At 41.4% G+C, this 18,533-nt stretch carries 18 protein-coding genes; 7 read left to right on the top strand and 11 right to left on the bottom strand.

Annotated features, from left to right (window positions below; all coding sequences use genetic code 11):
- Positions 1 to 71: 71 nt before the first annotated feature.
- On the top strand, positions 72 to 1,232 hold the full coding sequence (locus tag EHS15_RS17445) for a GNAT family N-acetyltransferase (RefSeq protein WP_135761876.1): 1,161 nt from the start codon (positions 72 to 74) through the stop codon (positions 1,230 to 1,232).
- 19 nt (positions 1,233 to 1,251) lie between these two features.
- Here EHS15_RS17445 and EHS15_RS17440 read toward each other — a convergent pair whose 3' ends face one another.
- The 4 genes from EHS15_RS17440 to EHS15_RS17425 all read right to left on the bottom strand — a co-directional run bounded on the left by EHS15_RS17440 (position 1,252) and on the right by EHS15_RS17425 (position 3,500).
- Positions 1,252 to 1,599, bottom strand: a complete 348-nt coding sequence (locus EHS15_RS17440) for a slr1659 superfamily regulator (RefSeq protein WP_135761875.1) — start codon at positions 1,597 to 1,599, stop codon at positions 1,252 to 1,254.
- Positions 1,600 to 1,613: 14 nt separating this feature from the next.
- The gene (locus EHS15_RS17435) at positions 1,614 to 2,171 is read right to left on the bottom strand and encodes a slr1658 superfamily regulator (RefSeq protein WP_135761874.1); all 558 of its coding nucleotides are present in this window, start codon (positions 2,169 to 2,171) and stop codon (positions 1,614 to 1,616) included.
- Between the two features lie 11 nt (positions 2,172 to 2,182).
- A complete protein-coding gene (locus EHS15_RS17430; RefSeq protein ID WP_246052279.1) occupies positions 2,183 to 2,962 on the bottom strand; it encodes a class I SAM-dependent methyltransferase in 780 nt (259 codons plus the stop codon).
- A gap of 340 nt (positions 2,963 to 3,302) precedes the next feature.
- Entirely contained in the window at positions 3,303 to 3,500 is a 198-nt protein-coding gene (locus EHS15_RS17425; protein WP_135761873.1) for a hypothetical protein, read from the bottom strand.
- A 259-nt stretch (positions 3,501 to 3,759) separates the two neighbouring features.
- On the opposite strand from EHS15_RS17425, the gene EHS15_RS17420 reads away from it, so the two are divergent.
- A complete protein-coding gene (locus tag EHS15_RS17420) occupies positions 3,760 to 3,972 on the top strand; it encodes a hypothetical protein (protein ID WP_135761872.1) in 213 nt (70 codons plus the stop codon).
- Between the two features lie 109 nt (positions 3,973 to 4,081).
- On the opposite strand, the gene EHS15_RS17415 is transcribed toward EHS15_RS17420, so the two are convergent.
- Entirely contained in the window at positions 4,082 to 5,563 is a 1,482-nt protein-coding gene (locus tag EHS15_RS17415; protein ID WP_135761871.1) for a C1 family peptidase, read from the bottom strand.
- Between the two features lie 634 nt (positions 5,564 to 6,197).
- Here EHS15_RS17415 and EHS15_RS17410 point away from each other — a divergent pair.
- Together EHS15_RS17410 and EHS15_RS17405 are read left to right on the top strand one after the other, a co-directional pair.
- Complete coding sequence (locus EHS15_RS17410) at positions 6,198 to 7,142, top strand: site-2 protease family protein (RefSeq protein WP_135761870.1); 945 nt, start codon at positions 6,198 to 6,200, stop codon at positions 7,140 to 7,142.
- 223 nt (positions 7,143 to 7,365) lie between these two features.
- Complete coding sequence (locus EHS15_RS17405; RefSeq protein ID WP_135761869.1) at positions 7,366 to 7,779, top strand: SRPBCC family protein; 414 nt, start codon at positions 7,366 to 7,368, stop codon at positions 7,777 to 7,779.
- A gap of 3 nt (positions 7,780 to 7,782) precedes the next feature.
- Here EHS15_RS17405 and EHS15_RS17400 read toward each other — a convergent pair whose 3' ends face one another.
- The 3 genes from EHS15_RS17400 to EHS15_RS17390 all read right to left on the bottom strand — a co-directional run bounded on the left by EHS15_RS17400 (position 7,783) and on the right by EHS15_RS17390 (position 10,730).
- Complete coding sequence (locus EHS15_RS17400; RefSeq protein WP_135761868.1) at positions 7,783 to 8,646, bottom strand: LIC_13355 family lipoprotein; 864 nt, start codon at positions 8,644 to 8,646, stop codon at positions 7,783 to 7,785.
- A 59-nt stretch (positions 8,647 to 8,705) separates the two neighbouring features.
- Entirely contained in the window at positions 8,706 to 9,257 is a 552-nt protein-coding gene (locus EHS15_RS17395; protein WP_135761867.1) for a hypothetical protein, read from the bottom strand.
- 390 nt (positions 9,258 to 9,647) lie between these two features.
- The gene (locus tag EHS15_RS17390; RefSeq protein ID WP_167884281.1) at positions 9,648 to 10,730 is read right to left on the bottom strand and encodes a cytochrome-c peroxidase; all 1,083 of its coding nucleotides are present in this window, start codon (positions 10,728 to 10,730) and stop codon (positions 9,648 to 9,650) included.
- A gap of 138 nt (positions 10,731 to 10,868) precedes the next feature.
- Here EHS15_RS17390 and EHS15_RS17385 point away from each other — a divergent pair, with 138 nt between their 5' ends.
- On the top strand, positions 10,869 to 11,615 hold the full coding sequence (locus EHS15_RS17385) for a lysophospholipid acyltransferase family protein (protein ID WP_342775531.1): 747 nt from the start codon (positions 10,869 to 10,871) through the stop codon (positions 11,613 to 11,615).
- On the opposite strand, the gene EHS15_RS17380 is transcribed toward EHS15_RS17385, so the two are convergent.
- The 3 genes from EHS15_RS17380 to EHS15_RS17370 all read right to left on the bottom strand — a co-directional run bounded on the left by EHS15_RS17380 (position 11,612) and on the right by EHS15_RS17370 (position 15,171).
- The gene (locus EHS15_RS17380) at positions 11,612 to 12,238 is read right to left on the bottom strand and encodes a TetR/AcrR family transcriptional regulator (RefSeq protein ID WP_135761865.1); all 627 of its coding nucleotides are present in this window, start codon (positions 12,236 to 12,238) and stop codon (positions 11,612 to 11,614) included. The genes EHS15_RS17385 and EHS15_RS17380 overlap by 4 nt on opposite strands.
- A gap of 70 nt (positions 12,239 to 12,308) precedes the next feature.
- Positions 12,309 to 14,168 (bottom strand): alginate export family protein, encoded by a 1,860-nt coding sequence (locus tag EHS15_RS17375; protein WP_135761864.1) that lies wholly within the window; start codon positions 14,166 to 14,168, stop codon positions 12,309 to 12,311.
- A gap of 28 nt (positions 14,169 to 14,196) precedes the next feature.
- Positions 14,197 to 15,171, bottom strand: a complete 975-nt coding sequence (locus EHS15_RS17370; protein WP_135761863.1) for a sodium-dependent bicarbonate transport family permease — start codon at positions 15,169 to 15,171, stop codon at positions 14,197 to 14,199.
- A 144-nt stretch (positions 15,172 to 15,315) separates the two neighbouring features.
- On the opposite strand from EHS15_RS17370, the gene EHS15_RS17365 reads away from it, so the two are divergent.
- Positions 15,316 to 16,890: a helix-turn-helix domain-containing protein gene (locus EHS15_RS17365; protein ID WP_135761862.1), complete on the top strand. Its 1,575-nt coding sequence runs from the start codon at positions 15,316 to 15,318 to the stop codon at positions 16,888 to 16,890.
- 26 nt (positions 16,891 to 16,916) lie between these two features.
- Positions 16,917 to 18,524, top strand: coding sequence for a SulP family inorganic anion transporter (locus tag EHS15_RS17360; protein WP_135761861.1), 1,608 nt, complete (start codon positions 16,917 to 16,919; stop codon positions 18,522 to 18,524).
- The last annotated feature ends 9 nt before the right edge of the window (positions 18,525 to 18,533 follow it).

Raw genomic sequence — 18,533 nt, 5'->3', positions numbered from 1 at the left:
AATTAGCTATTAACGTCATACATTTTGCATAAATTGCAAATGATTTTTCATTTTTTTAGGAGGAACCGCAAATGGGGCAGATCCGCGTTCGGTTGGCAGAAACAGCAGAGGATAAGGAAAAAATTTTCCAGTTACGTTACGATATCTATGTTCAGGAAATGAACAGAAAGCAATCCTTTGCCGACCATTCTAAGGCACGAATCCACGAGCCCTATGACGATACCGGTTATCTTTTTTTAGCGGAAGACGAGGGAACTGTGGTAGGAACCGTTCGCATCAACTTCCGTAGGCACGGAGTTTTGGAATGTGAAGAGCTGTATGATATGGAACAGTTTCGCCCCTTCTACCCAGACAAAGTGTCCATGTCCACCAAGCTGATGGTAAAACGGGAGTATCGTTCCTCCGCCGCAGCCAGTATGCTTTGTATGAAGATCTACGAGCATGCCAGAGACAACGGAATCCTCATCGATTTTATTGATACCAACCCTCATTTGGTGCGCCTTTACAGCCAGGTAGGGTACAGATTGTACAAAAAAAACATCGATCACCCGGATTACGGGAATGTGATCCCTATGGCGTTTCTTTTGGACGACAACGACTATTTGCGTCAAATCCATTCCCCTTTTCTCAGGCTGGCCAAAAGGTATCCTGCGGGAACCGAACTGGCAGAACTGTTCAAAACTAAATTCGTTAACTACAAAGATGTAAGACCCCTTTTTTCTATGGAAGGGGAGGAAGTATGGAGCAGCATCGTTCACGACATGGCTCTTCCTCCCAGCCAAGTTCTCAGTTTTCTCAGAGGTTTTACAGAACAAGAGGCCACTAAACTTCTTTCCATGTTGGATCTCATCGAATACGAACCGGGTGCAGTGGTATTCAAACAGAATCAGGAAAGCCAAGGACTTTTCTGTGTGCTAGAAGGATCCGTAGAAGTGAATGTTGAGAAAGAGGATGGAAAAAAATCCGTGATCTCTATTTTAAACCAAGGAGAAATTTTCGGGGAATTGGGTTTTGTCGCTAAAACTCAGAGAAATGCTACTATTTCCGTCAGAGACAAAGCCAAACTTTTGATTTTGACTCCGAACGAATTTCAAAAGCTGGAACTGCAAAGCCCGAGTTTAGCTATAAAATTATTAACGAATTTGTTTGTTACCTTAGCGCAGAGATTTACAGAGATGTCCCGCCGCATGCTCGAATACAGAGGACTGTATGAGATGGGCGGTAAAGAATAGTCAGATAGCTGTTAACTGTTTAAGCGATTTCTAAAACGACTTGGTCCCAAAGTTTCTTAAAATTGGAAAGGGACTTGGACTGCCAAGATACATTTAAGGAACCTAATATCTTGATTTGATAAGAGGCGCTTTTTCTCGAATCGATGATAAACATAGAAAGTGTGGTGATCCCGGAACTGTTCACGAATTGGAGTTCGCGAAAGTCCATAGTGAGAAGAACACCTTGGCATTGTTTCGCAACATCACGTAAAAAGTTCTTAATCGGCTCGTAAGCAGGTAAATTCTGCAAACGTATCGAGCCTACGAATTTAACCGTTCTCGAGGCCTCGTCATATTGTATGTGGTAGTCTAAATCTTTGATTTCCATGAACCTTTGCCTAATTATATCTCTTCTACGTTGATGATGGCGCGCACCGTGATTTCATGAGTATCGGCATCTATTTCATTGAAACTGTAGCCGAAACGAACCGGATAATCCTTCAACATCATAAGAAGTCCCAGACCCGATTTCGTGTCCCCGTCTTCTTTTGACTCAAGTGTGGAAAAATAGAGTTCTTCCACGTTCTCCGCTTGGAGTCTTGAAACAAAGGATTCGAAACTTTCTCTTAAATTTTTAGATGTAACATTTGTTACGTCTATCTTTAAAAGATTGCCGTAATGTTTGAGTTCGATATTGATACGGCCTTCTCTAGCTTTAGAGAACTTAGATGCATTTTCCAATAATTCGTTGATGATGGTAGATAAAGAATTCGCCTTCGAATCGCTAGCTTCGTAGCAATAAGAATAGAAACCGGCCACAAAATTTGCAGTCAGTCCGCAACGACGCCAGTATGTTGTCATGTCAATCGGTTGAAATACTAACTTAAGTTGCCCGTCGGCAGGTAAGTTGTCCGGTATCGTTTGAAATTCACCGATAATCTTCGGTACTTTCTGATTCAAAATTGCCTCCGTTACTTTCGATACAAATGTGTTTCGATTTTCAGGGTAAAACGCACCCGATTGGACATATACTCTGATTGGCAACGAGAGTATACATCCGCCATACCTTCCGGATGTCCCATAAAAGACATCATCGACCAGCCCGTCATCATTCCCAAATGGATGGTTGGGTAAACCAATTGAGGTTTATCATCGTTACCTTCGTTGGTTGCGATGAAATCGGTGCGGGCATCCAGAGTAAAACCGAGATCTTTCATCAAGCTAGGAACTCTTTCCATCACGTATCTATCCGCAGGATGGATTTGCGCATGTTTGGCGACCATCTCTTGCAGAACAGGAGGTCCTGTGAAAGTTTTATCATTCGGACAAGTGATTAGGATTTTTCCTCCAGGTTTTAAAACTCTGTAGAATTCCTTCAGCGCTTTTTCCGGATCCTTGATGTGGATGAGGACCATAGAATTGAAGATGAAATCAAATGTATTGTCCGGATAGTCCAACGCACGAACATCAGAAACTTTCCAATCGATTTTAGGATAAGAAAGTTTACAATACTGAACCATCTCTTCCGAGATGTCGCAAGCAGACCAGTGCAAGTTGGGGTTTTTCTTGAGAAGAAAACTAGCAAGTATGCCTGGACCAGCGCCTGCGTCTAAAGCTTTTCCCTTTTCTTCGGAAAAATGAACCGAGTCTAAAAAGGGATCTAACAACAAACGAAATAAATTCGCCTGTGCAGAGAGCCTAGGCATCTCGTCATGAATCGATATCTTTTGTGTATATAAGTTTTCGCTCAAGGTTTGTATCTCGAATGTACTTCAGGACTGATGCTAGAAAAAGAATCTTTTTTTTTTGATTTGGTCAACTGAATTCTCAAACTTTTTGTCTAATTTGCTACAAATATTCAGAGAGATGTTTTTTCTATTCTTGGAAGCAGGACATCCTTTCCCTCTCATGCTTTCATCAGACATAAGATTGAAAAAGCGGAAGCAGCTTTTTACTGAATTGTGCAACCAGCGATGATTGTAGTAAAAAACTCTACCTAATCCGCCTTTTACGAAGTTTATAATAAAGCAATGCCTTCTCCTTTCTGCGGAAATGAGAAGGCATCTTTTCTAATCTGACGGGAAAAAAGGATCAGAAGAAAAATACGATACAAATCCCCGCAACTAATCCTACTACTAGCCCGATGGGAACAGTCAGCATGGGAACCATAGAGAGAGCTGTTCCCCATTTTGGTTCGATCAAAGAAATTACAAAGGGGATAATGAAACCAAGAGCCCCGCAAACGATAATCGATGTCGCAATGATCAGCAAGGATTTTAAAAAGACCATAGTTTCCTCCGTCTGGAAATCAATGCATGTTCGGACTGGGGGAGATGCCGGCAAGGTAATTTTAAGAAAGAAGGAGAGATTCTAATCTTTTCCTAACTTTCTAAGGAACGGAGGTGCTTTCTGTTCGCCGGTAAATTAGTACATACACCAAACAATTAATTTTTGAGGAAATCTCTCTTCTCACAAAATAAATTGTTGCTCTCTATTTGGCATTAGCCATGTTTAGCAACCATTTACCATTACCAGGAGAGGTATTGAAATGAATATTAGCAAAGCAGTTGATAAAGCATACGAAGGAAAATCTTTTAAGGAGATCGCAGACGCTCCCGTAGACGCACTACAAGGTGTGAGCGAAGGCGATGCAAAACACTTAAAAGAAGCTTTTAATGTAAAAACAGTGAAAGATCTAGCGAACCTAAAATATGTAAAATGGGCACAAGCCATCGTTACTTTAGCGGAAACAGAAAAATAAACGTAAGCTGAAATGACAATTCCAGCAAGTGATTTGCTGGAATTGTGAAGCAGATGGATCGCAATAGAGTCTACCTGCTTGCGACCCATTTTTGTTCTTGGTTTGTAGATTACTTTTTCTTTTTCTTATCTTCCTCTAAAGCATCCAATACAGTACCAATTACTCCTTTCACAATATCTTTCATTGTGTTAGGCTCTTCTTCCTCATCGCTGTCTTCTTCATCTTCATCATCATCTTCATCATCATCCTCTTCCTCTTCCTCTTCCTCTTCCTCTTCTTCTTCTTCTTCTTCTTCTTCTTCTTCTTCTTCTTCTTCTTCTTCTTCTTCCTCGTCTTCGACTTGCCACACGGTAGTCAGGTTGTTTACGAATTCTTCTTCATCATCAGTCAAATCGTCCACACCTACGATATCGCGAATGTCATTGAGAATTTTGGAAAGAAGAGCGTTGGATAGATACTCTCCCAATAGATCTACGGACTCTGTAAAAAGATCCTTTTTGTCTCCCTCTTCGATGGTTTTGTAACAGTTCTTCAGGATTTTTTTGGCAGATTGGCTCACTCCTAATTTTTCAAGAGTGTCTTGCATGTATGTGGAGATTTCATCGTATTCTTCTTCGGAAATTTCTCCGTCCGCGCCAGCCGCGTAACATAAAATAAGCCCGAGCCTGAATTCAAGAGGATAGTCTCCCATCGCATCGAGCATTTCCTCGTAATCTTCTTCGCTCATATCGGCTAGTTCCGAATCGTAGTCACCTGTGATCGAAGTATCGTCTCCCCATGTAGTTTCATCTAACTCAAAATTGGTGAGTTGTTTGATGATCCAACTGTCTCCCATATTGTATTTGGAATTCATCATATAGTCGTAAGGAATGTAACAATACCCTTCGTCTCCCCAGTCTTCTCCCCAAGAATTTCTGACGATGAAGACCTCATCCGGATCGGAATAACCTACGCATAACATCGCATGGCCGGAATGTTCGTCTCTAGCGACTTCTTTTTTTGTGGGGTTAGGAACAAGTCCCGGTTGTTTTTGGGAATCGAAAGAATTGAATAACGATAATCCGAAAATGATAGGATGACCTTCCGCAAGGGCTTCTTTCCAAGCTTTGAGGTTCACATCGACTGCTTGCGTGTCTTCTACGATGAAACTGGCTGCCTCTTCGTAGGCTTCTTCGGGAGGCTCTTCCGCAAATTGATCGATTTCATAAGGCCAGGTTTCTTCCGAACAAGCACCGGATTCTTGTAAGCCTTGGATGGCGGAAGCGATATAACATCCTTCATCGCTGTCAATGGCATCTTCCAATTCTCTCGCAGAATAATAAATAAAGAGCCGACTGACATCATAGTTATCTATTTTTTTGTGCCTTTTGACTAGGTATTCGTAGGCACCCGCTACCGCGTTTGACGTACAACTTTTCAGTGACTCTTGGTCTTCCACAGGAGTCATATATTTTCTTAAATCCACTTTAGGAGGAAGTTTGCTTACTTTTTCCGCAGCAAATCTTTTGGTTCCTGGTTTCGGACTGGAAGGACGATATCCTTTCGCAACTCTTACGGAGCCGTCTGCTCGTTTGAAAATATGCTCACTCATTCGCAAATCCTAATACAAAATAAAATTTGTAATTAAATACAATCAGGGAAAACAAAAATCAAGTGAATTATTTGAAATTTATTTTTCTGCGGAAAAATGAAAAATATGTCAGATTGTGGTCCTGCATCGGGGATTCTACTAAGTGAATTTAGATTTAAGAAGAAGGTTTTGGGCGCTTCGCATAGCATCTATTTGATGGACGAATCGTAGCCGCGACCGCGCTCTTCGCTCCAATCAAAAAAAAGAAACATAATTCACGCTCTCGGTCGCGGAACATCCTGTTCCGACTCCCGAGCTTCGGCCCTCCTGGCCTACGCCACCGCGAGAACTATGTTTCGTTGGCGGAAGAGAGATCAGGTTTCGTTTTGATTTTTGCTGCGATCGCTAGCGCAGGGAAGTTTTTTTGTTCTTTATTTTTAAGTGTGAGCTGGAATTTTATAATTTTCTCGATAGATGAAATATATCTTGTGTTATATGAAGAGAGATTCTTTTTTGAGCCCATTGGAATGATATGATTTTCATAAGCGGTAAGAAGTGTTTTGGGAAACAGGAAAAGAACATTCTTCTTATTGTGTATTCGTTTATGATATTTGGACAACGAGAGTTTTTATAATCTTAGATAGGGCGAGGTACCATGACTACAAATACTAAATTTTTTACAGATGAAGAAGTGGAAAGTTATAGGGAAAATATAAAATTGGAAGCTGATCAAAAGTCGAATCGCTTTTTGATTCTTTTGTTTGTGTTGTTGTCTATCGGCGGTTTTTATCTTTCCGGAGTTTTTTCTTCCTCTCCTTTAGATGTGATCATCTTAATGGGGATCATATTCTTTCATGAAATGGGTCATCTCGTCGCGATGAAAGCGGTCGGTTTTACCGATTTGAAAGTTTTTTTCATTCCGTTTATGGGCGCTGTGGCAATGGGAAAACAAAACGCAACCTCGCAGTTGAAGAAAGTATTTATTTCCTTTATGGGACCTATGCCCGGAATTTTATTGAGTATGTTGCTTTTTGAGTTTGCTCCTAAAGACAATCCGCATCTGGTTCAGGCAATGTATGTATTGCTCATTCTAAATTTTTTTAATCTATTGCCTGTTTTTCCGTTAGACGGAGGGAGAATCATCGACGATTTATTTTCAAAGAATTTGTATATTAGAATCGCCTTCAGTTTGATCAGCGGTGTCGCAATGTTAATCATTGCTTATTTTTTTGCAGAATGGATTTTTGCATTCCTCACTCTTTTGACATGGATCGGTTTGTATTCTACCATTCAATACGATAAAACTTCCCGTTTGGAAGGGTTAAACGGGGAAAATATATCCGATTTGAATTCTATTCTGCAATTGCCTTCGGAAAAATTGAATTATCTTTTGACTTCTCTCAGACAGGGGTTTTCTGCAGTTTACGATTCTAAACGTCGTTACAGCATAACTTATCAACATCTCCGAAACTTGGCAGATTATAACAATCATATCGCTTCTCCTCTTTCTCTTAGAGTGTTGGTGTTTCTTCTTTATTGTATTACATTGGTTTCCGCTTCCGTTTATATTCTGGAGATTCTTCCTGCTTTGATGATTTGAGAAAAAGGAAGATACTTCGGATATACTCCTTAACCGAAAGTGTCGATTCGGATTTGTCTTTTTCCATAAAAGGCAAATCTTGGCTGCATTTGTAGACGCTATAGTGACAAACGTAAATTTATAGTTATGCGTTATGTCTAACGCATTCTTTGGAATCATGAGTTAGAAATAATGATTTTAAATTTCTTGACTTGTCGATTAAATGCACTATAGAATTCGTAGAATGAAACAACAAATCGAAATTAGCTCTTTAGTATCGGCAAATGTAAAGAAAGTTTGGGATTATTATACAAATCCGAAACATATTACCTCTTGGAATTTCGCTGATCCTTCTTGGCATTGTCCTTCTGCAACTGTGAATCTTACGAAAGGAGGAGTGTACAATGCTAGAATGGAAGCCAAAGATGGAAGTTTCGGATTTGATTTCGAAGCTATCTTTGATGAAGTCATTGAAAATAGCAGCATCGCATACACCTTAGGTGATCAGAGAAAAGTGTTGATCAAATTTCTTGAGAAAGATCAAAAGACGGAAGTGATGATTGCATTTGATCCTGAAAATGAAAACCCAGTCGAGATGCAGAAAGATGGCTGGCAATCTATACTGGATAATTTCAAAAAATACGTAGAAAGTAATTGATGCTCACTCCACCTGTTTAGCGACGACTCCGTCAATGTCCGGGCCATTGTCATAGCTGTGAGGATAGACATACGGAGCGGATGTTGCCGGATTATTGACTGCCGAGGCGGAAGTCATTTTTAGATATAAAAAACCATTCGTTTGAATGTTGGTCACGAGCGTGCCATTGCATGTGCCGCTTGTAGTAGGAGTGCTTGCGTTTAAATTCGCCAAGTCGAAACCGTCTCCTCCCCCTGTGAGAAATCCATCCCCGGTAGAAGTAAATAACTGTTCCAATGTGAATATTTTTGTCGCCATATTGTAGAGAACCGGACGCAAACCCCCGAACCCCTGCCAAGAAGAGATTTTATTTAAAGTAGAGCTGGTATTATCATGCGTTAGGGTGAAGCCGCAATAATTTACATTGTCTCTCGATACTTCCGCAATCATGGGATCAAACGCATAACGATCGCTTGTTTCGCTGATTCTAAAAGGATTCTCATAAACTACAAAATCCACTCCTGTAACCGGTTTTACAGTTTTTCCTCCCCAAGAAACAACCATAGAAGCACCTGCTCCCGTTAGGTTGAGTGCATATACGTCGAGTGAGCCGGAGAATTCCCCCCCGCCGCAGACTCCATTGATCGCTTTTTTGGAATCATTGAACCCGCTGACTGTGGAGCTTGCAGAAACGACTGTGTTAGCAACTGGAATATCGCTGGGTAAAGAAGTAGGAGGACAAGGGCCGACGGATGACGAATTAGAACCAGCTAACAAAAGTAGCGGTAAAAGAGTAGCAGAGTCGTTCTTTTTTTCTTCCATACAATTTTCTGCAGCGAAGAATAAAAAAGTAGAAAGTATTATTAGGGATTTTTTAGAATTCTGCATATTTGATGTCCTCACAATTGTGAGCCTTGTTCTTTTAGAACAAGGCTTTGTTAAATATTTTAGAAAGCTTTCGTTTGTAAGTTAAATCCGAAATTGTTACAACCTGTGGTTTTTGGGTTGGTCGTAGAAACTGTTCCTGCAGCTCTTCTTGATGCAAGATCCGCTTTTGTTTCAGCTAACGTAGGTTTACCATTGAAGACGTCGCAAGTTAAAATTTCATTGCTTTCTGTAATTACCCAAAGAAAGGCGGAAATATTACTTTGACCTCTGGTTTTGTAATAGAATACTCTATCTGTATTGCTATATTCCACGATTTCAGCATTTACACTGAAACTTCCGTAGTCTACGTAAAGATATCCAGTTTTAGTACCTAGATTAGAACTAATGGTTAAGGAAGTTGTAGTGCCTGCAGGACAGCTTCCATTGCTACAACTGTTCGATTGAATATAAGTTCCCTTAATTTCAATTTGATCATCGATTTGCGCTTTTTGCGCCAAAGCCAACAACAGGTTGGTGTCCGCAACGGATTTGTCTACTTTATCGCCGTTTTCGCAAGCAGCGAAAAAAGCCAAAGCTACTAAGACGATTGTTAGTTTTGTTGTAAGTTTCATTTAGATTCTCCTAAATCTTGTATTGAATTTAGGGTCGCGCGATCAAAAAAACAAAGCTCCGCCTTCATTGCATTAGTGCATACTAAGGAATATGAAAGAGAGAGGTCTAAATTTTCCATTCGGGTGCCCCGGTTTACCTTCGGGGCCCCTTTACCATGGATAAGGATGGTAAGTGTGCAAAGAACCTATACCACGAGGGAATCTTTGCGGGGAAGATCTGGCTTGCCGCCGATACATCGTTAAACGAAGATCGAACGGTATTACAGTTGCGGGTCAGCACAGGACTTTCACCTGTTTCCTCCCTAAAGGTAATGTCAGAATCTTAATGTGACCCTAATCGGTCAAGCGGTAAAAATTCGATCTTCGCCTTAAATGCCTAAATGAAAGAAATTAATTTTCCCTATTTTTGTCGGAAAGAGATTTTAGAAAGGAAATCATCTCGGTGATCTCGGAAGCACTTATCTCTCTGGGAGCTTCATAATGATTCATTCTGGCAATGGCTGCCTCCAAATTCCTCACACTCCCATCGTGGAAGTAGGGAGCGGTAAGAGTTACGTTTCTTAAGGATGGAACTCTGAAGAATTTTTTATCTTCGTCCTTTCCCGTGAATTCATATCTTCCTTGATCGTTTGGATTATAAGAATAAACCGTATCCAGTTTTTTGAATTGAGAACCACCTAACATATATCCTTCGTGGCAGTTGGTGCAGCCCAGATTTAAAAAAGTTCTGAGTCCTCTTTTTTCATAATAATTGAGAGCATTGATATTTCCGTTGGCAAAATCATCGAACCGGGAAGGAGTGATTAAGGTTCTCTGGAATGCGGAAAGAGCGATTCTTAAAGAAGCGATGCTGACGGAAGGAGATCCCGGAAAGGCCGCTTTGAATAAATCCGCATATTGGGAATCCGCATTCAGACGATTCAAAAGTTCCGCTTCGGAAGGAAGCGCCATTTCTAAAGGATCCAAAAAGGGAACCACTGCCTGTTCTTCCAAAGAAGACTTTCTTCCGTCCCAAAAAAGAACTTTCAAATAACCTACGTTAAGGATACTAGGGGCGTTTCTTCTGCCTATCTGGCCGAAGGTTCCTCTGGAGACGGATTGTCCGTCCGTACCTGCCTGTCTTCCATCTAATATATGACAGGTGGTGCAGGATTGAATTTGATTTAGGGATAAATTTCTATCCGAGAAGATTTTTCTTCCCAGGTTGACCGTCGCTTCCGTGTCGGATTCGGAACCGGGGGATCTTGCGGGCAGCGCTCCGATTTTGGATTTTGTTTCTTCCAAAACATCCCATCCGTCCGCCAGTAAAAAAGCTCCCAGAGTTTTTTGAAGGCTTTGTTCCTTGTTTTGCGAGGAGGAAAAATCGGGGGCACAGAAAAGGAAAGAGAATATAAAAGAACAGAAGAAAACGCAGGAATAGATTGAACGAAGGAACATCGATTTCAAACGAGGAAGTTTGCCGATTTTGGTCAAGCAAACTTTCTCTGAACTATTTTGCAATCCGTACGGGAATGACATTTCAATTTCATTTGAAGCCGATTTGTAACGAAGTTTTTTGCAACCGCTCGGCTCTCCTTGGGATCGAACTTAAGCAATAGGAAAGGTAAAATTGTGTATTATCTAGGAAGAACAATCGGATTCGTTTTTATGTGGTGCCTCATCAAACCGATGCGCCTGATCTACGGAAACAAAAAATGTACATACGAAAATGAGCATATTCTAAAAGAATTCAAAGGTAAATCTGCGATCATCGTTTCGAACCATATCAAACCTAGAAATAAGTTTCTTAGGCTGATTTCCATGCCTTACGATGCGTTTATGATCCGGCATTTATTGAAGAAAAACGGAATTTATTCCACCGCTATGACTAGTTACGATTCCGGAAAAAGAAATAAATCCGCAAACAAACTCAGACCCGGTCAAGTCAGGAAAGAACAACTCATCAAAGGTATCGTGAAGTCCATGGATTTGATTCCTTTGAATCGAAATGAGAGTGATCCTGCAACCATTAAGGAAATCAAAAAAAGAATCGATTTGGGAAATTTAGGTTTGGGCATCTTTCCGGAAGGCACTTGGTTCAGAGGTTTTAGAAAGTCCCGTCGTATGCACGGTGGAATGGCGGTCCTCAGCAAAAGATACAATCTTCCGATTCTCCCCGTTTATATAGAGGCGTACAATTTGAACCAACCTCTTCGCATTGCAGTCGGGAATCCTATTTGGGAGCCGATGGAAGCTTCTCAGGTGACCGAATATATCTCGAAAGAGCTTCTGCGTTTGAAAGAAAGAAGACCGGTGGATGTAGGCCCGAACCAACTCCAAGGTCCCACCGAGTCGGTAACAGCGGCGACTGCCGTTTAGTCCGGGTTAGGTCCTCTTTGCAATAAGGTTTGGAAGTAGGAAATCCCTTCTTCGATGGGGTTTTCACTTGCTTTCCTTTTGCGGAGCATCCCAGTCATATCCAAAACGAGCAGTCCATACATCCAACTCCACATCAATCTTGCGATTGCAGTGTATTCATTTTTAGGATAATTGATTTCTCCCGATTCAAAGCCTTTTCTCAGGGTGTCTAAAAAGAAACGATAACTTTTAGGAAGCTGAGGAAACGCCTTTCTATGGAGACTCCCGTAATCGGTTACGAACATCACTTTGTGAAGTTCCCTGTTTGTGCTGGCAAATCGAAAGTAGGCACGAGCGATTGCGGCTAGTTTGTGATAGGTGGAGACCGCTTTTTCATCGGGAATCGAATTTTTCAGCATTCCCAAAAGTTCGTCTTCCCCGTGTTTGATGAGGTCTTTGACGAGGTCTACTTGATTTTCGTAATAGGAATAAGGGCTGGCAACACTGCAGCCCAATCGGTTGGCGATCCTTCTCATGGAAAGACCTTCCAGTCCTTCCTCTTTCAGAATCAGAAGAGACACGCTTCGGATCTCTTCTCGGGAGAGACTGTTCCTAACCCTGCGTTGTTTGGTGGATGAATTCAAAAAAATACCTAAAATCGAAATCCACCTACTAGGTTAGGAACTCTCCCGAAAAAATCGATAGATTTTTTTCCTAAAAAGCCGCGTTGACTTGCAGGTAGGCCATATGAGCATCCCTGGCAACTTTGCTTTTTCCTAAGAGGACATTAGGATTGATTTGATAACTGTTGGAGGCGGAATCATACAGAAGAGGGCTATTTCTGTAATTGCTGACAGAATCCCCCGCATGTAAATAACCTACTCCTGCCCAAATGGATACGTTGTCGTTGATGACTCCCATCCATGTCAAATCCACCTCGTTGTAGATTCTTTTTCCCAAAGAGTATGGCTGTGAATAAGGATTGTCGGAATAGTTTTCCGTACTTCCTTTTGCCGTACTGATAGGAGAAGAATTGGTTGTACCGATTCCGACAGGGGAGTTTGCAGCACCGCTGATGGCATACCAGGCATCTTGTCTTTCCGCTTTGTCGTTTTGAAAGTAAGCGATTTGAAATGTTCCCCAAGAAGAAGTTTTGTATTCTACACTTACGCTTTTGGAAACCAAGTTTTTCATATCTATGTTCTCTGAAATCCCCGCCACTCCGTTGAAGTAAGGAATGACTCCGAATCTTGGGTTCACCAATGTTTGGAAGGTGGATGTGCTTCCGTCGGATCTGTTTTTATCTCCGGAAGCATAGAGGATTTGCGCACCCACTCTTAACTTTTCGAAGAAAGTATAACCAGTTTGAGCGATATGAAATTGTCCTACGTATTTTTCTCTTTCCGTTTTCCAACTTTGGTAAGGAGTATCCACGGTTTGGCCTAGGAATTTTTCGTTCAGCCTTCTTCCCGTATAACCTCCCTGCCAAGCACTTTCCAAAGTCCAGTCCCAGGATCTTCCTTTCGCCAAAAAGTTGTTCGCTGTTCTATTTGTTAGTCGGAAACCTGCGGTGTACAATTCTTCGTTCTGACGGGAGCGATTCAAGGCCAAAGGATCGTCTGCGGAGATATTAGGAAGTCCCGTGGTCGCATTGTAAGTATTAGGTGTCCACTTTCTTACGATGTTTATACTGTAAAGATCCAAAACGACTTCATCCAAAATTTTCACAGAGTTGTAAGTACCGAATAAGGTGGTGTCTGTTCCTTTCGTATTTGTATTCGTTTTCGGATCGTTTCCGGAAACGACTCCGTTCGTACCGCTTTGGGTCCAAAAAGGACGTGCTGCAAAAACGTGAATTTTATAATCGGGGCGTTCGAACATGATTCTGGCGCCGTCATAAGATAAACCGTTGATGGTCCAGTTTCCTCCGCCGATCATTCTTTGGTCTCCATACGCCCATATTTGTCTACCGAGTTGGATTTTGACATCACCAGGTAGTTTTTTCAACATTAGAAATGCTTCTCGAACATTCGTAGTGTTCGGAACCGTAGTGGTTGCTTGGCCGGCATTGCTGATTGTAGGAGTGTTGTTAAAGAACATGGCTCGCACGTCTCCGGAAGAAGCAGGGGACTCTCCTCCCCAAACTCTTGCGTCTTGAACGGTAACTTTTGCGCTTACATAAGGACTCGGGTCTACGATGAAATAAAGGGAAGTGGTTTGTAACGTTCTATCCACATAACCTTTGTTCGAATTATCAAAATCCATATTGTATCTGGATTCTTGTCTAGGACGCAGATAAAGCCCGATTCTGAGAATATCGTTGATCCAAAGTTGGCTGGATTTATTCACTTTTCCCGCCAAATCAGGTTCAACGAACATGTGTTTAGTGAAGTCTGGATCCAAACCTTTTTCGATCATCGGAGACTTGTATTTTTCAGTCGCATCTGTCGAAGCAGCGGTATTTGTTTGCGGGGCGGGTTTAACGTCCTCCGCCCAAGCAATTCCGTAACTGAACAAACCGAACAGGATCGTTGAAACACAAAGAATCCTGTTTTTAAGAAAGTTAGATTGCATATTCACCTCCTACGTAGTTTTTAATATTCTAACTGTTTACAATCGCTTTCAAAATATAAAAGTAGGTTGGTATGCCAACGATAATATTAATAGGAAAGACCACAGATAAGGCAACAGTCAGATAAATACTTGGATTCGCTTCAGGAATGGAATCTTTCATTGCGGCAGGCACTGCAATGTAGGATGCGGATGCACATAAAACCACGAACATCAAAGCATCTCCCAAAGGCATTTGGATGATTTTTACAAGAACGATTCCCAAAGTTGCGTTGATCAACATGATTGCAAGAGTGGAGATCACCAAAAAGATTCCCGTTTTTTTGAGGTCTTTCATTTGTTTTGCGGCGTCGATCCCTTTATCCAAAAGGAAGAATGTAAGTAGTCCTTTGAAGATATCTTCCGTAAAAGGTTTTGTCGTGTTCCAACCTGTTTCTCCGGAAAGATAACCTACGATGAGAGACCCGATCAAAATATAAACGGAAGAACTGAAGAAAGCTTCATGAAGCAAATGTTTCCATTGGATCTTTTCCGCTTTGTTGCTTCTACCGCCTAATCTATCGATGATGACAGCGATTACGATGGCTGGAGATTCCATAAGAGCCATCCCCGCAACGATAAAACCTTGATACTCGTAACCTACGCTGTGTAAAAAGGCGCCTGCTGTTACGAAAGTCACTGCACTGATGGAACCGAAACTTCCCGCCAATGCGGCTGAGTTGTGGTGATCCATTTTGTAACGGAAGATGAAGTAGGAATAGATCGGAACGAACAATGCCATGAACATACAAGAAATGAGGGTGAGTAAATGTTCCTGTTCGAAAGGAGAATGGAATAGTTCGTGGCCTCCTTTGAATCCGATTGCGAAGAGAAGATAAAGAGATAGAAATTTAGAAACTCCGTCCGTGAGTTTTAAATCAGATTTAAAAAACACGACTCCCATTCCCAAGAAGAAGAATAAGACCGGCGGATTCAGTAGATTGTTTAATACACTTTGAATATCCATTGCATTTGCTCCTGTTTGTTACGATTCAAATAGACGCTTTTTTGTCCAAGAATATAAATGTAGACAAAAAATAAATTTTTTCCGTTAGAAATCTTGCCTGAAAACAGTGGATAGTTTTGTCCAAGGGAAAATTCTAGTAGAATTGTGAGACAAATTCTACGTATTTTCCCAATCCTCCTCCTTTTGGCCTTGGGATTAGGGGGATGTATCCTCAAGACGGAAGTTTTCTTTGGGGAAAACATCAGTCGCCTCGTAGAATACCGAATTCCTGGGAAGACCCCACCTCCCCAGGAATGCAATCATGAAGCCATCCAATCTTTGAAAGAAATGGTATGGGTTCCCAACCAAAATCGGGAAGCCGTCCGTGTTCGAAGGAACCCGGATGGCCTTTGGCTAAAATTTACTTTGAAAAACGAATCCTTACAGGCGGATTCCTTTTCGGTTTTGATTCAATGGATTAACTTCCCCTTCGTAGAGTTGTGTTCTGAAAATTCTAGCGGCGCTGTGATTGATGAATATAGCGGCTATAAATGGGAAAACTGGCTAAATTTTCTATCTCCCTTTCCGCATTTCAACGCAAATTTAGAATCCGGGGAGGAAAGGACATTTTATCTCAGAGTTTTTTCCAATGAAGACTTAAACTATCCCATTCGCATATTATCCGAGCAAACTTATAAAACCGTCGTTATGTTCCGTTTCTTGACGTTCGTGTTTTTTGCCATGATGGCAATGATTTATTCCGCCTGGGGTTGGTCCGAGTATTTGAAAACCAAACAACCTGTATATTGGGGGATTTCCCTTCATTACTTGGCGTTCTTCCTGTTAGTTTATCTGGTGCATGGAAAGGAGATCGCTTCTATTTTAGGGAGTTACAATTTACTAGTCCGTAATTCCTACTACATCCTTCTTGCGGTCAATCATCTTGCCTTTTTCATTTATTTGGCGACATTCGATCAGTATTCCGGAGGAAATATCAGGAAAAATATTTCTTTTTGGATGCTGGCGTTCGCAGGTTTTCTTTATCTTTTCGTTCCTTTTTATCCGACCATCTATGATTTCAGAATCTTTCTGATCGTGTTCTTGTTCGGATCTCTGGTCGGTTATCTTCTCAAAACCCATTTTTATCTGTTAGGAAAAGAGAAACCTCAGGAAAAATTTTTCCTTACCGGCTGGCTCGTATTTCAAGGTTTGGTGTTCTTTAAGACACTTTTCCACTTTGATTTTTATCCTTACCAATCCTTTGCAATTTATGCTTCCGTTTTCTTTCTTCCTTTTTTCACTGCGGGATCTTTTTTGTTTCTGCGTAATTTGGAAAAAAGAAAAATCATTACGCCCAAACAAAAACCGATCCATCAACTTCTCGATGTTCCTAAATATGTTTCGGATCTGCAAAGAATTCTGAACGAGGAAAAGCCCTATTTGGATTTGAGCTGTAATGAGGAACAAATCGCAAATAAGTTGGGGATCACCTATCATCAATTAAGTGAGATTGTGAACTCCGAGTTTAAGGTGAATTTTCCCACACTTTTGAATCAGTATAGAATCGAAGAATCGGGGCGTTTGTTATTGGAAAGAAAAGATTTGAATGTGGCCGATGTGGGGAAACTCGCAGGATTCGGTTCTCGTTCCGCATTTTATTTGGAATTTAAAAAACAGCTCGGAGTCAATCCGAACGAATATCGAAAACAAAAAGAAGCTAAAACGAATCAAGAGAGATAAAAAATGATTAAGGTGTGTTTGTTTATATGTCAGGAGAAAAGGTTCCGAAAGATGGCTTAGCTGGTCTTCGTGAGAATTGGAAGTCCGATTTGGCTTCCGGGTTTGTGATTTTTTTGATCGCATTACCATTGTGTTTGGGGATTTCTTTGGCCTCGGGGGCTCCTCCGATGGCGGGACTTTTTTCAGGCATTATGGGCGGTTTAGTCGTCTCACTTTTTAGCGGATCTTATGTGACAATCAACGGACCCGCAGCGGGACTGATCGCAGTGGTTTTGCACTCGATCACCACTTTGGGCGCGGGAGATGCCCGACTCGGTTTCGAATACACATTAGCCGTCATCGTAATTGCAGGTGCCATTCAAGTGGTATTGGGACTTGTAAGAGCGGGGAATTTAACCGTTTTTTTTCCTATCTCCGTGATTCACGGAATGATGTCCGCCATTGGGATCATCATCATCGCCAAACAGTTCTATATCGCATTGGGGATCAACCCTGAGTCCAAAACGATAGGAGGATTGATTTTAGAAATTCCTTTTTCTTTGGATAAAATCAATCCTGAAGTGGCAACCATCGGAATTTCTGCGATTTTGGTTTTGGTTCTACTCTCTTTTTCTAAAAACGCATTTCTTAAAAAATTACCTGCTCCTCTTGTTGCTGTCGTTATAGGAGTCGTGTTAGGAATTTACTTCGATTTGGAAGACGAACATTCTTATACTCTTCTGGATCATACCTATAAGATCGGTCCCGCCAGTTTGGTCACTTTGCCTGCGCACATCACCGACGGAATTATAACTCCTAATTTTAGTTTGGCGGGAACGGGAATCTTTTGGGTGATGGTAGTTACGATCGCGCTTATAGGAAGCATCGAATCTCTGCTTACCGCTTCCGCAATCGATAAAGTGGATCCTTACCGCAGACAATCCAATATGAATCAGGAATTAGTGGCAAAAGGATTTGGAAATTTTATATTAGGATGGATCGGAGGTCTTCCCATCATTGCGGAAGTGGTTCGTTCTTCGGCTAATATAAGTAATGGGGCAAAAACCAGATGGTCTAATTTTTTCCACGGGTTTCTTCTCCTTATTTTCATCGTTCTGCTTCCCGGACTGATTCATAAAATTCCTTTGGCGTCCCTAGCGGGAGTTCTCATTATGGTGGGAGTTCGTTTGACTTCTCCGAAAGAATTCATTCATGCATATCAAAAAGGCTGGGATCAGATTGTCGTGTTTCTGGTAACGATCTTCTTCACCATCTTCGAAGATCTTCTTGTAGGAGTGGCCGCAGGAATACTCACCAAACTCATCATCCAATTGGCATTCGGAGTTCCATTCAAAAACTTATTTTTCTCTCACGTGGAAATGAAGGAAGAGGGAAATCAAATCACACTTAGAATCAAAAAGGCTTTGATCTTTTCCAATCTTCTCAGCGTGAAAAGAGTTCTATTGAAACTTCCTTTAGGGAAGTCGATTCGAATCAGTTGCGAGGACATCAAATTTGTGGGTTATTCCGCTTTGGACTTCTTGAACGATTTTAAAAACGATTACGAAAGGGACGGCGGTGAGGTTGTCATTTCCGGAGTCGCCGATTTGGTTCCTATCTCCAATCATCCGCAAGCCTCCAGAAGACATATTTGATTTTTGAAT

It is taken from the genome of Leptospira idonii (assembly GCF_004770995.1).
In the GTDB taxonomy this organism is placed as follows: Bacteria; Spirochaetota; Leptospiria; order Leptospirales; family Leptospiraceae; genus Leptospira_A; species Leptospira_A idonii.
Note: the sequence above shows the minus strand (reverse complement) of the source record. Positions and strands in the feature narration are given on the sequence as shown.